This is a genomic window from Aeromonas simiae, assembly GCF_014892695.1.
GTDB lineage: Bacteria > Pseudomonadota > Gammaproteobacteria > Enterobacterales > Aeromonadaceae > Aeromonas > Aeromonas simiae.
In genome coordinates this window covers 3,680,001-3,695,562 of the sequence record NZ_CP040449.1, presented here as the reverse complement: position 1 = coordinate 3,695,562, position 15,562 = coordinate 3,680,001, and the positions used below count along the sequence as shown (strand labels likewise).

Sequence of the window (15,562 nt, the reverse complement as noted above, 5' to 3'; positions counted from 1 at the left end):
GTGATGTGTTTTTGTTTATAGTTTTTGGTTTGCTTCTGGACATGTTATTGGAATAAATGTTCTTAAATAAAGACATCTTGGTTATAAGAAATAACCTCATTGCCGGGAGTATGGCAGATGATCCTGCTGTGGGTAACTTTGGGGATGAATTGGGATCCCCTAGTTCGGATCCTTGAAAGTCAAGGATCTTATTTGCCGGATCCGGGCGGGGATCAGCTGGAGATCCCCCACCCAAAAACGTACAATAGCCGGTCTTTGGTCGAACTGTTTTACGGGAGTGTAGAGTGACTGCTTCGCTATGGCAGCAGTGCCTTAACCGGCTGCAAGATGAATTGCCCTCGGCAGAATTCAGCATGTGGATCCGGCCGCTACAAGCGGAGTTGAGTGAAGATACTCTGACCCTGTATGCACCGAACCGTTTCGTTCTGGACTGGGTACGCGACAAGTATCTGATCCGGGTTAACGGCATCATCAAGGAGCTGTGCGGCGTCGATGGCCCCGCGCTGCGCTTCGACATTGGCAGCCGTGCTCAACCGGTGATCCATCGGCCGCCCGTGCGTGGCACGGCGCCTGTGCATAACCCTCAGAAGAGCTGGGATAACAAGCCGGACACCAAGCCCGAACCGAATCACAAGAGCAACACCAACGTGAATTACACCTTCGACAATTTCGTCGAGGGTAAGTCGAACCAGCTGGCCCGCGCTGCGGCTCGCCAGGTGGCCGACAATCCGGGTGGTGCCTATAACCCGCTGTTTCTTTATGGCGGTACCGGCCTCGGTAAGACCCACCTGCTGCACGCGGTGGGCAATGCGATCAAGGATCGCAAGCAGGATGCCAAGGTCATCTACATGCATTCCGAGCGTTTCGTACAGGACATGGTGAAGGCGTTGCAGAACAATGCCATCGAGGAGTTCAAGCGCTACTACCGTAGCGTGGATGCGCTGCTCATCGATGATATCCAGTTCTTCGCCAATAAGGAGCGCTCCCAGGAGGAGTTCTTCCATACCTTTAATGCCCTGCTCGAAGGCAACCAGCAGATCATCCTCACCTCTGATCGTTATCCCAAGGAGATCGATGGGGTGGAGGACAGGCTCAAGTCTCGTTTCGGCTGGGGTCTGACCGTGGCGATCGAGCCGCCGGAGCTGGAGACCCGTGTCGCCATCCTGATGCGCAAGGCCGAAGAGAACAAGATGCACCTGCCCGATGAGGTGGCCTTCTTTATCGCCAAGCGGCTGCGTTCTAACGTGCGCGAGCTGGAAGGGGCACTCAACCGGGTCATTGCCAACGCCAACTTCACTGGCCGCGCCATCAATATCGACTTCGTGCGCGAGGCGCTGCGCGACCTGCTGGCGTTGCAGGAGAAGCTGGTCACTATCGACAATATCCAGAAGACGGTGGCCGAGTATTACAAAATCAAGGTGGCGGATCTGCTCTCCAAGCGTCGCTCCCGCTCAGTGGCTCGGCCGCGCCAGCTCGCCATGGCGCTCGCCAAGGAGCTGACCAATCACAGCCTGCCTGAGATCGGTGACGCTTTCGGTGGTCGTGACCACACCACTGTCCTGCACGCCTGCCGCAAGATAGAGCAGCTGCGTGAGGAGAGTCACGACATCAAGGAAGATTATTCCAACCTGATCCGCACCCTCTCTTCCTGACAACGGAGAACACAGATGCAGCTCGAAATCAGCCGCGAGGCCCTGTTACGTCCCCTGCAACTGGTGTCCGGCGCCCTCGGTGGCCGACCGACCCTGCCGATCCTCGGTAATGTGCTGCTCAATGTGAGCGATGGCTTACTCTCGCTGACTGGCACGGATTTAGAGGTTGAGATGATTGGTCAGGTGCCACTTATTGGCGCGAGTCAAGATGGCCGCACCACGGTGCCGGCGCGCAAGCTGCTGGATATCTGCCGCGGCTTGCCGGAAGGGGCCGACATTAACCTCACCACCGAGGGGGAGCGCCTGATCATCCGCTCCGGCCGCTCTCGCTTCAATCTCTCCACCCTGCCGGCCAATGAATACCCGAACATCGAGGATTGGGAGTCTGTGCTCGAGTTCGACATCAGCCAGATGGAACTCAAGCGCCTCATTGAGGCGACCCAGTTCTCCATGGCCAGCCAGGATGTGCGTTACTACCTCAACGGCATGCTGTTCGAAACCGAGGGGCAGGGGTTGCGTACCGTGGCCACTGACGGCCATCGTCTCGCTACCTGCCGCCGTGAAGTGGTTGAGAATCCGCTGCCCGATCATCAGGTTATTTTGCCGCGTAAAGGGGTGCTTGAGCTGGTGCGTCTGCTTGAGGCGGAAGACAAGCCGGTTCGTCTGCAAGTCGGTCGCAGCAACCTGCGCGCCGTGCTCGATGGGTTCATCTACACCTCCAAGCTGGTGGATGGCCGTTTCCCAGATTGGCGCCGCGTCATCCCGCGTGGCGGCGACAAGGCGCTCATCTCCGGCCGTGAGGATTTGCGCCAAGCATTTGCCCGTGCCGCCATCCTTTCCAACGAGAAGTTTCGTGGTGTGCGTCTGAACCTGCAGGAGAACCTGCTGCGTATCACCGCCAATAACCCGGAGCAGGAAGAGGCGGAAGAGCTGCTCGATGTTCAGTACGATGCCTCCGAGCTGGAAATTGGTTTCAACGTCTCGTATGTGCTCGACGTGTTGAATACGTTAAAATGCGAGCAGATCCGGATCAGCCTGAGCGACTCCGTCAGCAGTGCCATCATTGAGGACCTGGAGAGCCAGGACGCCCAATACGTGGTCATGCCGATGCGGATCTAGCCGTGACCCTGCTCCGACTGCAGCTCAGCCAGTTTCGTAATATCGAGCAGGCGAGCCTGGAGCTGTCGCCCGGCCTCAATGTGTTGGTCGGGCGCAACGGCAGTGGCAAGACCAGCGTGCTGGAGGCCATTCATTATCTGGGGTTGGGCCGCTCGTTTCGTACCCATCTCACCGGGCGGGTGATCCGCCAGGGTGAGAAGGCCTTTACCCTGTTTGCTCGCATGGAGCAGGAGGGGCGAGCCGTGCCGGTGGGCCTCGCTAAGGAGAAGAGTGGCGAGACCCAGCTCCGCATCAATGGGGCGCCGGCCAAGGCGCTGGCCGAACTGGCCGAGCTGATGCCGGTACAGTTGATCCACCCCGATGGCTTCAACCTGCTGACTGGCGGGCCTCAGCCACGGCGGGCTTGGCTCGATTGGGGGCTGTTCCACAGTGAACCGGGGTTTCTGGCGCTGTGGGGAAGGGTGAAACGGTTGCTGAAACAGCGTAACGCCCTGCTGCGCACCGTAACCCAGTATCGCCAATTGGCGTTCTGGGATCAGGAGCTGACCCGACTCGGTAATGAATTGGCCCAGTTGCGCGCCAATTACTGTCAGGCCATTTCTCCTCTTATCAAGGAGATGACGGCCGATTTCTTGCCCGAATTTGAGATCAGTCTCGGTTTCTACCGGGGCTGGGAGAAGGATACGCCGCTGGACGAGTTACTGGTGGCGGGATTTGAGCGGGACAAATCGCTGGGTTACACCGGCGTCGGTCCCCAGAAGGCGGATGTTCGCCTCAAGGCCAACGGTGTGCCTGCCCAGGATATTCTCTCCCGGGGTCAGCTCAAGCTGCTGGTATGTGCTATGCGGCTGGCCCAGGGACTGTTTCTGCGCGAGCATGGCGGTCGTGGTTGCATTTTTTTAATTGACGATTTTGCCTCGGAGCTGGATGTCGAGAAGCGTCGCCTACTGGCGGCCCGGCTGAGGGAGTGTGCCTCCCAGGTGTTCATCACCGCCATCGATATTGAGCAGCTGGTGGACATGATGGACGCCGGCGAGTGCAAGTTGTTCCACGTGGAACAAGGCAAGATCTCCGAACCCAAGAAGGCAGAGACAAGCTATGAGTGAGAACAGTTACGACTCCTCGAGTATCAAGGTACTGAAGGGCCTGGATGCGGTCCGTAAGCGCCCGGGGATGTATATCGGCGACACGGACGACGGCTCGGGCCTGCACCACATGGTGTTCGAAGTAGTCGACAACTCCATCGATGAAGCACTGGCTGGCTACTGCAGTGAGATTCAGGTCAAGATCCACTCCGACGGCTCGGTCTCGGTGCGCGACAACGGTCGTGGCATTCCGGTCGATATTCACCCGGAAGAGGGGCGTTCCGCCGCTGAAGTCATCATGACGGTGCTGCATGCCGGCGGTAAGTTCGACGATAACTCCTACAAGGTCTCCGGTGGTCTGCACGGTGTAGGTGTCTCCGTGGTGAACGCGCTTTCCGATACCCTCAAGCTGACCATTCGTCGTCAGGGTCATGTCTACGAGCAGACCTACAAGCTGGGTGAGCCGCAGGCGCCGCTCAAGCAGATCGGCGATGCCACCACCACGGGTACTGAAGTGCGCTTCTGGCCGAGCCCGACCATCTTCAGCGACACCTTGTTTCACTACGAGACCCTGGCCAAGCGCCTGCGCGAGCTCTCCTTCCTCAACTCTGGCGTCTCCATCGTGCTCAGTGATGAGCGTGATGGCCGCGAGGTTAATTTCTGCTACGAAGGGGGCATCAAGGCCTTCGTCGAGTATCTGAACCAGAGCAAGACCCCGATCCATCCCAAGGTGTTCCATTTCTCCACCGAACAGGATGGCATCGGTGTTGAAGTCGCCATGCAGTGGAACGATGGCTATCAGGAAGGGGTGTACTGCTTTACCAACAACATCCCACAGCGGGATGGTGGTACCCACCTGGTGGGGTTCCGTACCGCTCTGACTCGTACCCTCAACACCTACATGGACAAAGAGGACTACAGCAAGAAGGCCAAGATGTCCGCCGCCAGCGGTGATGACGTGCGTGAAGGCCTGATTGCGGTGATCTCGGTCAAGGTGCCGGATCCCAAGTTCTCCTCCCAGACCAAGGACAAGCTGGTCTCCTCCGAGGTGAAGACCGCCGTAGAGCAGGCGATGGGCGAGAAGATGGCCGAGTTCCTGCTGGAGAACCCGAGCGACGCCAAAATCGTGGTCAACAAGATCATCGATGCGGCCCGTGCTCGTGAGGCGGCCCGTAAGGCTCGCGAAATGACCCGCCGCAAGGGGGCTCTCGACATCGCAGGGCTGCCCGGCAAGCTGGCCGACTGCCAGGAGAAAGACCCGGCGCTCTCTGAACTCTACATAGTGGAGGGTGACTCTGCGGGCGGTTCCGCCAAGCAGGGCCGCAACCGTAAGAACCAGGCTATTTTGCCGCTCAAAGGCAAGATCCTGAACGTAGAGAAAGCGCGTTTTGACAAGATGATCTCCTCTCAGGAGGTCGGTACCCTGATCACCGCGCTGGGTTGTGGCATCGGCCGGGACGAGTACAACCCGGACAAGATGCGTTATCACAATGTCATCATCATGACCGATGCGGACGTCGACGGTGCCCATATTCGTACTCTGCTGCTCACCTTCTTCTATCGTCAGATGCCGGAAATCATCGAGCGCGGTTATGTCTACATCGCCCAGCCGCCGCTCTACAAGGTGAAGAAGGGGAAACAGGAGCAATACCTCAAAGATGAGGATGCGCTGCTGCAATACCAGACTGCCATGGCGCTGGAAGATGCCAGCCTGCACGTCAACGAGTCAGCTCCGGCCATCGCCGGTGCGGCACTCGAGCGTCTGGTGAATCAGTATCGCAGTGTCATCAGCCTGATTGGCCGTATGTCCCGCCGGGCTCCTGAGTTGGTGCTGAACCAACTGATCTACCATCCGGCGCTGGTCGATGAGCTGCTGGCCGACGAGTCTGCGCTCAAGGCTTGGTGTGATGGGGTCAATGCCGTGCTCAACGAGGGCACCAGCGGTATACAGTACAACCTGATCCCGCGGCGTGATGAGGAGCGTAGCCTCTTTATTCCGGTTGCTCAGGTTCGTCAGCACGGTATCGAGCGTGAATACCCGCTCAGCCATGACTTCCTGCAATCCCCCGAGTACCAGCAACTGGTGGCCTTGGGGGGTGAGATTGCTAACCTCATCGAGGAAGGCGGTTTCGTGAAGCGTGGTGAGAAGGTTAAGCCGGTAGACAGCTTCGTTGAAGGGGTTGAGTGGCTGATGAATGAAGGCAAGCGTGGCATCTACATCCAGCGTTATAAGGGGCTGGGTGAGATGAATCCGGAGCAATTGTGGGAGACCACCATGGATCCGGACACTCGTCGTATGCTGCGCGTTACCATTGAGGATGCGGTTGGTGCAGACCAGCTCTTCTCTACCCTGATGGGCGATGCGGTTGAGCCGCGTCGTGACTTCATCGAGACCAACGCCCTGCGCGTGGCCAACCTCGACGTCTGATCGCTCTGTCGACATGAAAAAGCCGCTCCTTGTGAGCGGCTTTTTGTTTTGTGGCGCGCAGATTGCTCCACGTGGAACACATTACCCTGGCCCCATCATGGGGGCGCGACAGAAGGCCATCGTCACTCGCTAGGCGGGCAATAGGCCCAGGCAGAGACAACCCCGTTGGATACCCCTGTCATCGTGGCCATGGCCTGAATATCCGCATTATTGGGCCGCCCCCTTGAAAGGAGAATTTGAGCCCCTATATAGGTAACAAGGCCGAAATGCTCAACAGAGGTTTCGACCACAGGGCCCGTCGATTATGAGGGCAAACATTCGTTATCGCTCACAAGAGGGTAATTTAATGCGTAACTTCGATTTTTCTCCGCTCTATCGCTCTGCCATCGGTTTTGACCGTCTCGCCAATCTGATCGAATCGGCTGCTAACAACGGTAACGGTGGGTATCCCCCCTACAACATCGAGCAACTCGGTGAGCATGATTATCGCATCACCATGGCGGTGGCAGGCTTCACTCAAGAAGAGCTCGAGATCGGTTTTCAAGAAAACCTGCTGACCGTGAAGGGGAGCAAGCAGGCTGATCCAGAGCGCAACTACCTCTATCAAGGGATCGCCGAGCGTGGTTTCGAGCGTCGTTTCCAACTGGCTGACTACGTGCGCGTTCAGGGGGCTGATCTCAAGAATGGCCTGCTGCACATCGAGCTGATACGCGAGCTGCCTGAGGCGATGAAGCCGCGCCGTATTGAAATCAACGGCTGAGCCCTTTTTCCCAACGAAACGTGACCGGGTGCTTCGGGCCCGACAACTTATCTATTGCTTGAATGAGGATAGAGACATGCGAATCGACTTTTCTTCTTTGTATCCCAATGTGGTGGGTTTCGAGCGGATGGCCCGCGAGCTGGAGGGGCTGTTCGAGCAGAAGAGCGCCGGCTGGCCACCTTACAACATCGAGAAGCTGGAGCAGGATCGTTACCTGATCACCCTAGCGGTGGCCGGTTTTGAGCGTGATGAACTGATCCTGGAGACTGAGTTGGGCACCCTGAAGATCAAGGGACAGAAACATCCGCAGGAAGGGGAACGCACCTTCCTCCATCAGGGAATTGCCGAGCGGGACTTCGAGCTCTCGTTCAAGTTGAGCCAGCATGTCGAGGTGCAGGGGGCAAGACTCGAGCACGGCCTGTTGCAGATAGAGCTGGCCCGTGAGTTGCCTGAGCCACTGAAGCCGCGCCAGATTGCCATTGGCAACCCTGAAACCTTGGCACTGCCATCAGCCGAATAACCAGTCGGCACGAAGAGAAAAAGGCCTGCGATTGCAGGCCTTTTGCGTATTTAGCTGGCGTAGAGGTGGTTGATCTCTTCGGCCAGAATGGCGATGCCGCGGCGCACCAGATCTTCGCTCTGGGCATAGTTGAGACGGATGCACTCCTGACTGTGACGCCAATTGGGATCGTCGATGCCGGGGAAGAAGTAGTGGCCGGGGACGATCAGCAAGTTTTTGTCCTTGAGGCGCTGATAGAGGTCGGCACAATGGATGGGCAATCCCTCAAACCAGAGCCAGAGGAACAGCGCGCCTTCCGGCTTGTGGATGTGAAAGCGTGGGTCGGGAATGGCCTCACGCAGCAGGCGTACTGCCAGCTCGGCCCGCTCCCGATAGAAGGGCTTCACTACCTCTTCGCTCAGGCGAATGATTTCACCGCTTTCAATCATAGGAATGGTCATGGCTGGCCCCAGTCCGCCCGGAGCAAGATTGATGATGCCACTCAGGTTGGTGATGGCCTCAATGATCGGCTCCTGGGCGATGACGATACCGCAGCGGGTGCCTGGCAGCCCTAACTTGGAGAGGCTCATGCACAGAATGGTGTTCTCGTTCCAGAACGGTTTCACCTCGCTGAAGATGATTCCGGGAAAGGGGACGCCATAGGCGTTATCGATGAGCAGTGGGATACCCTTGGCGCGAGCGATCTGATCGAGGTGCTCGATCTCCTCATCAGTCAGTACATTGCCAGTCGGGTTGGTCGGACGGGAAACACAGATGACGCCAATATCATCGTTCACCTCGAGCTGCTCGAAATCGACGTGGTACTTAAATTGGCCATCCGGCAGTTTCTCGATCGTTGGCTTGTAGGCCACAAAGTGATCATCGCTGAGGGCCGAGTCGGCGTAGCCGATATATTCCGGGGCCAGTGGGAACAGCACCTTCTTTTTGCGGCCGTCCGGGAATTCACCGGCCAACAGGTTAAAGAGATAGAAGAAGGCATTCTGACTGCCGTTGGTCAGGGCTATGTTGCGAGCACTGATATCCCATCCCAGTTCACGATGCAACAGGTCGGCCAATGCCTGAATGAAGCGATCCTTACCCTGAGGGCCATCATAGTTGGCCATGGCCTTGACCAGTTCGCCGTTGTCGAGCAGGGTCTGTGCCTGCTGCTGGAACTGCTCCAGCATGGCGGGGATCGGGGCCGGGTTTCCGCCACCCAGCATGATGGCGTTAGGGTTGGTTAATCCCTGGTTGAGATCATCCATCAGTTGGGTAATACCGGCGTGGCGAGTGAATTTTTCGCCGAAAATTGAGAAGTCCATGTGGTGCTCTGTCCTGTGTTCCACTGCAATCGTTTGTTATAGACAGTCCACCTTAACGCACCGCTAAAGGTGGTGTCGACGGGAAAAATGCGACGTTCCACGTGGAACAGGGTGAGTCATCCCGCTTCTAGGTAAGAAATGCCATGCAGTGGTTAAAAATACACCTATATTATCGTATTATTTCCTGACTTCATTAAATATCCAATTAAAATCAACTGGTTATCTATTGGCACAAGAATTGGATAGGTAGTAGAGGAGAAACTCATTCCACTGGAGAGCGCTATATGAAAAGCCTGTTTCCCGCCCTGCTGCTGTGCCTGTCCACCCTTGCTGTTGCCCATCAGGAACAGGAGCGTCCTGCGCTGGATCTCGCCCGCTTGCAGCAGGAAGTGACACAAGAGGTTGGCGATGCCAGTGCTGCGGTTGTGGCCGATGCACTGGAGCACCTGCGTCAGCCTGATATCAGCATCACGGTGACGCAGAGCCGTGCCGAAGTCGATCCCCGAGGTTGAAGAGCGTTTCTCACCTGTTTGCAGTCACGAGGGAGTCATCGTGTTCCACGTGAAACGTTACTGGCCGATGAAGCGATAACCGATACCCGTTTCTGTCTCGATGAGGTGGGGAGCCTGGGGGTTGTCCCCCAGTTTTTTACGTAGGCTGGCTACCACGATACGCAGATAGTGGGTGTCTTCTTTGTGGCTCGGGCCCCAGATATCGTTGAGCAGTTGGGTTTGCAGCACCAGTTTGCCGGGGTGGCAGACTAGCGCTTGCAACAGTGCGAACTCCTTGCGCGAGAGCGTGACATCCTCCCCGTGCAGGGTCACCTTGTGATTTGTGGCGTCGATGCTGAGCCCACATCCGGCAAAGGCGCGGCAGTCGCTCTGGGTTGTGCCAACCCGCTGGCGCAGCAGCACTCGGATGCGCGCCATCATCTCCTGAATACCGAACGGTTTGCTCATATAGTCGTTGGCCCCGGCGTCCAGCAGGCGCACCTTCTCCCGCTCTGAGTCCCGCGCCGAGAGTACCAACACCGGCAGTTGATGATGTTCACGAATCCGCTCGAGCACCTGGATGCCGTCGCCGTCCGGCAGGCCGAGATCGAGGATCACCAGATCGGGGTGAAGGTGGCGGTATTGGGTCATCCCTTCATCGACGCTGACCGCTTCGCTCACCTGATGGCCTTCGGCGGTCAGGCTGATACGCAGAAAGCGGCGGATGGGGAGTTCATCATCGATGATCAGGATATGGGCCATCATGTCTCCGGTGAGTTGAGCGCCAGGGGTAGGGTGATGCGCATGCAGGTGCCGATGCGGTTCGGCCCGGGGAAGGCCCAGATCCGTCCGCCGTGGGCCTCAATCATAGCGCGGGAAATGGCGAGGCCAAGCCCGGTTCCACGGCTACCACAGTCGCCGACCGGTTGGGTGTAGAAGAGATTGAAGATCTTGTCCCGGTCTGACTCGGCGATGCCGACTCCGATATCGATGATGTCGATGATGAGGTCGGGCGAGGCCAGTATCACCTTGAGTTCGATAGGTGTGCCCACCGGTGAGTAGCGGGAGGCGTTGTCGAGGATGTTGACCAGCACTTGCTCGAGCAGGGCGCCGTGCACATAGAGCTGGGGAACGTGCTGATCGATGTGTATCAGCAGCTTGTGCTGGCGCCATGAGGCCTCGAGCCGGTGGCGAGCGCTCTCGACCAGATCCTCGATGGCCACCCAGTCCCGCTTGAGCTGGAAGTCGGGCGAGCCGATGCGGGTCATGTCGAGCAGGTTCTGCACATAACCGTGCAGGCGGCTGGCCTCTTCTTGTACCGATTGCAACAGTTCGGTTCGCTCCTCAGGCGTAATTCTTTCTCCGTATTCCAGCAGTGTGCTGCCGGCCCCCATGATGGTGGAGAGCGGGGTTTTGAGATCATGAGAAACCGAGGAGAGCAGGGCGGCGCGCATCCGATCTGTTTCGGCCTGCAACTGGCTGTCGGCGAGGCGCTCATCGAGATCGATCCGCGCCAGCGCCGCGCGCATATCAGCCAGCAGGGCTTGTAGCTGGCGCTCGGCCCCTGCCGAGAGGGGCTTACTCAGATGGATGCCCAGCACCAGTTCATCGGTGAGGGGATGGTACTGGGATTCAGCCGCATTAAGGGTGGCGGTGTGGGCGCCGGCGTTCTGCTTTTGGGCCAGGCACCAGTCGATGGCTGCCTTGTCGGTCTGCCCCGGTGGTGCAAGGGCGCTACCACTGTGCTCCTGATACTCCTGATCGAGCACCCTTATTTTGGCTCCGAGCGCTCTGGCGATAGCCTTGCTGCCCTGACGCAGCACCTCTTCACGGTTATTGGCCTTGGTGAGTGCTTGGCTCAGTGAAAGTAGGGCATTACCCAGATGCTGGCTCTCGCGCAGGCTGATGAGTTGTTGGCGCTGGCGTGAGGCGAGGCGGCCTGCCGTCATGCCGACGATGAGCAGCACCAGCAGGGTCAGCAGATCACTGTGGTTGTCCACCGTGAGGGAGAAGAGTGGATGGACAAACAGCAGGTTGTGGGCGGTAAAGCCGAGCAGGGCTGCCATGATAGCGGGCAGCAGGCTGGTGCTGAGGGCTGTGGTCATCACTCCCAGCACGAAGATCAGTGGCATCGAGCTGGGGGGGAGCCACTCAGAGAGCAACCAGGCGCCGGCCGAGGTGATGCCCATGATGCCGAGGGAGAGCAGGTACTCGTGTGGCTTGCCTGGCTGGGTGTCAAATCGGTGGGTGGAGGGGCGGTGATGCTCGAGATCGACCAGTGTCACCTCCAGCCCTTGGGCGGCGCGGATCAGGTGCTGTACCAGAGAGGGGCGCCACGGGATCTTGTGGGGCTTGCCGAGCAACAGTTGCGACACCTGTTGCTGCTCGGCCGTCTCGAGCAGGGCATCGGCGACCGATGGGCTGGAGAGGGTGAGCACCTTGGCGCCAAGCTGGGAGGCCAGTGTCAGCGCCTGCTCGGTCTCGGTCGATGTCTCACCCCGGGTATCGACGTGGACGACTAGCCAGGGTAGCTGGCGACGCTGGGCGAAGCGGTGCCCATGGCGCACCAGCGCGGCGCCCTGCTCATCACCGAGACAGACCATCAGCTTGCCGCGCAGGGGCAGGGTGGTCTTGCCGGCCGCCTGCCATTGCAGTTGTAAGTCGCCCTCCACGTGGCTGGCGGCGGTCTGCATCGCCAGCTCGCGTAGGGCGGTCAGGTTATTGAGTGAGAAGAAGGATTGCAGTGCGGCCCGCGCCTGATGGGGCACATAGACCTTCCCCTCGCGCAGCCGCTCGAGCAGCTCCTTGGGGGGCAGGTCAATCAGCACTAGGCTGTCGGCATCGAGCAGTACTTGGTCGGGCAGGGTCTCGCGCACCCGAACACCGGTCAGTTGCCACACCAGATCGTTGAGGCTCTCCAGGTGCTGCACATTGAGGGTGGTATAGACATCGATGCCAGCCGCCAGCAGCTCCTGCACATCCTGCCAGCGCTTTTCGTGGCGGCAGCCGGGGGCATTGGAGTGAGCCAGCTCATCCACCACCGCCAGTGCCGGTTTACGAGCCAGCAGGCCATCGAGGTCCATCTCCTCAAGACGCTGGCCGCGATGATAGACCGGCATGCGTGGCTGCATCGGCAGTTTGTCGAGCAGGGCCAGCGTCTCGCGCCGGCCGTGGGTCTCGACTACCCCGATGAGCAGGTCGACCTCTTCCCTAGCCTGTTCCCGCACTGCTTGCAGCATGGCGTAGGTCTTGCCTACGCCGGGGGCCGCCCCGAGAAAGATCTTCAGCTTACCCTTCTGTTCATTCTCCAGGCTCGCCAGCAGGGCATCGGCCCGCACATCATCACGCATGGTGGTCCTTGTCGAGGAGCAGGTTCAGCTCCAGCACATTGATGACAGACGGCCCCAGAATACCAGCTTCCTGCCGCGATCGAACCCATGCTGCCAGTTGATCCGGCTGCATGCCGCGGGCCTTGGCTACTCGCTCGACCTGCTCCAGCACCGCGGCTAGCGGCAGGTGCGGATCGAGCCCGGAAGCGGAGCGGGTCAGCAGGGTGGCGTCGTGGAAGCCGGCGTTAGCCTGGCGCTCGGCAAAGGCGCGCCGCTCGGGGGCGCTCATGCCTAGGTTGCTGGCGCTGCCGCCGAGGGTGGCAAAGTCGCTGGCCGAGGGGCGTGAGGTGAAGTATTTCGCCTCATGGAAGGGCTGGGCCAGCAGGGTGCTGCCGATCAGTTGCCCCTCGGCGTTGTGTAGCTGGCTGCCGTTGGCTTGCCAGGGAAAGAGCCACTGGGCCAGGCCCGTCACGGCGAGGGGATAACCGACTCCGAGCAGCAGAGTCAGGGTTAGCAGGGTGCGAATGGCGATCATGGTCTCTCTTCCTTATACCAGCCCAAGGCCGGTCACTATCACATCGAGAAGCTTGATCCCGACGAAGGGGACGATGAGCCCCCCCACGCCGTAGATGAGCAGGTTGCGGCGCAGCAGCTCGGCGGCGGAGCCCTTGAGGCTGACTCCGCGCAGGGCCAGCGGTACTAGCGCGACGATCACCAGGGCGTTGAAGATGATGGCTGACAGGATGGCACTCTCGGGGCTGTGCAATTGCATCAGGTTCAGCGCACCGAGCTGCGGGTAGGCGGCCACAAACAGGGCTGGCAGGATGGCAAAATACTTGGCCAGATCGTTGGCGATCGAGAAGGTGGTGAGGGCACCACGGGTCACCAGCAGCTGTTTGCCCACTTGCACCACATCCAGCAGCTTGGTTGGGTTAGAGTCGAGATCGACCAGGTTACCCGCCTCCTTGGCGGCCTGAGTGCCCTCGTTCATGGCCAGCCCGACGTCGGCCTGGGCCAGGGCTGGGGCGTCATTGGCTCCGTCGCCACACATGGCGACCAGCCGGCCATCGCCCTGCTCCTGACGGATATAGGCCAGCTTCTTCTCCGGGGTGGCTTCGGCGATGAAGTCATCGACCCCGGCCTCGGCCGCAATGGCGGCGGCAGTGAGGGGGTTGTCGCCGGTGATCATCACGGTGCGGATGCCGAGATGGCGCAGCATCTGAAAGCGCGCCTTGATGCCGGGCTTGATGATGTCCTTGAGATAGACGGCGCCGAGTAGCTTATCCTGGCTACAGACCAGCAGCGGTGTCCCCCCTTGGCGGGCAATGTGCTCGACGGCGTGGCGCAGGGGCTCGGGCATCTGCTCACGGCGGATGGCGAGAAAGGCCAGCACAGCGTCGACGGCGCCCTTGCGGTAGCTGTGGCCATCGCGATCCAGGCCGCTTAGACGGGTCTCGGCGCTAAAGGGGATCACCTTGTCATGCGCTTGCAGCTCAGGGGCGGGCTGGCTCTTGGCGCCCAGCGTCAGGATAGATTTCCCTTCCGGCGTGCTATCGCCGAGTGAGGCCAACATGGCGGCCTGTCCCAGCAGGGCGGCATTCACACCGGGAGCCGGGATCAGCTCGTCAGCCATGCGGTTGCCGAAGGTGATGGTGCCAGTCTTGTCGAGCAGTAGGGTGCGTACGTCCCCCGCCGCTTCCACCGCCCGGCCGGATTTCGCGATGACGTTGAGCTTGACCAGCCGCTCCATCCCGGCGATACCGATGGCCGAGAGCAAACCGCCGATGGTGGTCGGGATCAGGGTGATGAAGAGGGCAATGAGGTAGAGGCGCGGTACCTGAGTCTGGTTGTAGCCGAGAAACAGGGGCAAAGTGGCTACCACCAGTAGGAAGATCAGGGTCAGACCGACCAGCAGGGCGGTGAGTGCCTGCTCGTTCGGCGTTTTCTGCCGCTTGGCGCCCTCGACTAAGGCAATCATCCGATCCAGGGTGCTCTCACCGGGATTGGTGCTGACGCAGACCCAGATCTGATCCGAGATCACTTGGGTATTACCGGTTACCCCGCTCTTGTCGGTACCGGACTCCCGGATCACCGGGGCGGATTCACCTGTGATAGCCGCTTCGTTAACTGAGGCGATGCCTTGTATCACCTCACCATCGGCGGGGATCGTCTCACCGGCACACACCAGCACTAGGTCACCCTTACGCAGCTCGGTGGCTGCCACCCACTCGCCGATACGGTCATCGAGTGCCGCCACCCGACGTGCCTGCAACTGGTTCATCCCTGCCTTGAGGCTGTCGGCTCGCGCCTTGCCACGCCCCTCGGCCAGCGTCTCGGCAACGTTGGCAAACCACAGCGTCAGCCAGAGCCAGGCGGTCAGTTGCCAGGCCAGGCTCGGTGCCACGCCAGACAAGGTTCGGCCGAGAAGGGATTCAAGCGTTGCCATGACGGCACACAGCCACAGGGTGAAGAGGATCGGGCTGCCCCATAGCGCACGTGGATTGAAGCGACGCACGGCCTCGATGGCAGCGGTCAGTAACAGGGGGTTGCGGCGACTTGGTTGGCCTTTCTTGTGGCCGCAGGTCGAGGTTATCGATGTACTCATGATCAGAATGCTCCCAGCATCAGGTGTTCGGCGATAGGTCCTAGTGCCAGTACCGGTAGGAAGGAGAGGCCACCGATCAGCAGGATGGTGATGATCAGCAGGGTAATGAAGAGCGGGCCACTGAGCGGGAAGTCACTGTCGCTGACCTCCTGTCTGGGAGGTCGCGCCAGCTGTCCGGCAATGGCCAGCACCGGCACGATATAGCCGAAGCGGCCGAGCAACATGGCCAGCCCGATAACGAGGCACTGCCCGTTGTCGGCGGCGGCGAAACC

General features: G+C 59.6%; 12 protein-coding genes and 1 pseudogene (1 of these 13 running past the window's edge). 7 read left to right on the top strand and 6 right to left on the bottom strand.

The window, feature by feature from the left end; translation table 11 throughout:
• The first annotated feature begins 284 nt into the window (after positions 1-284).
• The 6 genes from dnaA to FE240_RS17585 all read left to right on the top strand — a co-directional run bounded on the left by dnaA (position 285) and on the right by FE240_RS17585 (position 7,564).
• The gene (gene dnaA / locus FE240_RS17610) at positions 285-1,652 is read left to right on the top strand and encodes a chromosomal replication initiator protein DnaA (RefSeq protein ID WP_193002793.1); all 1,368 of its coding nucleotides are present in this window, start codon (positions 285-287) and stop codon (positions 1,650-1,652) included.
• A gap of 15 nt (positions 1,653-1,667) precedes the next feature.
• Positions 1,668-2,771: a DNA polymerase III subunit beta gene (gene dnaN / locus FE240_RS17605; protein WP_193002792.1), complete on the top strand. Its 1,104-nt coding sequence runs from the start codon at positions 1,668-1,670 to the stop codon at positions 2,769-2,771.
• Between the two features lie 2 nt (positions 2,772-2,773).
• A complete protein-coding gene (gene recF, locus FE240_RS17600; protein WP_193002791.1) occupies positions 2,774-3,877 on the top strand; it encodes a DNA replication/repair protein RecF in 1,104 nt (367 codons plus the stop codon).
• Positions 3,870-6,284 (top strand): DNA topoisomerase (ATP-hydrolyzing) subunit B, encoded by a 2,415-nt coding sequence (gyrB, locus tag FE240_RS17595; RefSeq protein ID WP_193002790.1) that lies wholly within the window; start codon positions 3,870-3,872, stop codon positions 6,282-6,284. The genes recF and gyrB overlap by 8 nt, the downstream gene beginning before the upstream one ends.
• Before the next feature lie 346 nt (positions 6,285-6,630).
• Positions 6,631-7,044: an Hsp20 family protein gene (locus FE240_RS17590; RefSeq protein WP_193002789.1), complete on the top strand. Its 414-nt coding sequence runs from the start codon at positions 6,631-6,633 to the stop codon at positions 7,042-7,044.
• Between the two features lie 76 nt (positions 7,045-7,120).
• Entirely contained in the window at positions 7,121-7,564 is a 444-nt protein-coding gene (locus FE240_RS17585; RefSeq protein WP_193002788.1) for an Hsp20 family protein, read from the top strand.
• A 50-nt stretch (positions 7,565-7,614) separates the two neighbouring features.
• Here FE240_RS17585 and FE240_RS17580 read toward each other — a convergent pair whose 3' ends face one another.
• A complete protein-coding gene (locus tag FE240_RS17580; RefSeq protein ID WP_193002787.1) occupies positions 7,615-8,865 on the bottom strand; it encodes a valine--pyruvate transaminase in 1,251 nt (416 codons plus the stop codon).
• 284 nt (positions 8,866-9,149) lie between these two features.
• Between FE240_RS17580 and FE240_RS17575 the strand changes: the two genes are divergently transcribed.
• The gene (locus FE240_RS17575) at positions 9,150-9,377 is read left to right on the top strand and encodes a hypothetical protein (RefSeq protein ID WP_193002786.1); all 228 of its coding nucleotides are present in this window, start codon (positions 9,150-9,152) and stop codon (positions 9,375-9,377) included.
• 57 nt (positions 9,378-9,434) lie between these two features.
• On the opposite strand, the gene FE240_RS17570 is transcribed toward FE240_RS17575, so the two are convergent.
• The 5 genes and pseudogenes from FE240_RS17570 to kdpA form a co-directional block, all read right to left on the bottom strand.
• The gene (locus tag FE240_RS17570) at positions 9,435-10,118 is read right to left on the bottom strand and encodes a response regulator (RefSeq protein ID WP_042047715.1); all 684 of its coding nucleotides are present in this window, start codon (positions 10,116-10,118) and stop codon (positions 9,435-9,437) included.
• Positions 10,118-12,706 carry a sensor histidine kinase gene (locus FE240_RS17565; protein WP_193002785.1) on the bottom strand — a complete coding sequence of 863 codons (2,589 nt, stop codon included), beginning with the start codon at positions 12,704-12,706 and terminating at the stop codon, positions 10,118-10,120. Before FE240_RS17565 ends, FE240_RS17570 begins: the two co-directional genes overlap by 1 nt.
• Positions 12,699-13,220, bottom strand: coding sequence for a potassium-transporting ATPase subunit C (locus tag FE240_RS17560; protein WP_193002784.1), 522 nt, complete (start codon positions 13,218-13,220; stop codon positions 12,699-12,701). Before FE240_RS17560 ends, FE240_RS17565 begins: the two co-directional genes overlap by 8 nt.
• A gap of 12 nt (positions 13,221-13,232) precedes the next feature.
• On the bottom strand, positions 13,233-15,290 hold the full coding sequence (gene kdpB / locus FE240_RS17555) for a potassium-transporting ATPase subunit KdpB (RefSeq protein WP_226798891.1): 2,058 nt from the start codon (positions 15,288-15,290) through the stop codon (positions 13,233-13,235).
• A gap of 2 nt (positions 15,291-15,292) precedes the next feature.
• Positions 15,293-15,562 (bottom strand): annotated as a pseudogene (gene kdpA / locus FE240_RS17550) (potassium-transporting ATPase subunit KdpA) (it continues 1,406 nt past the right edge of the window).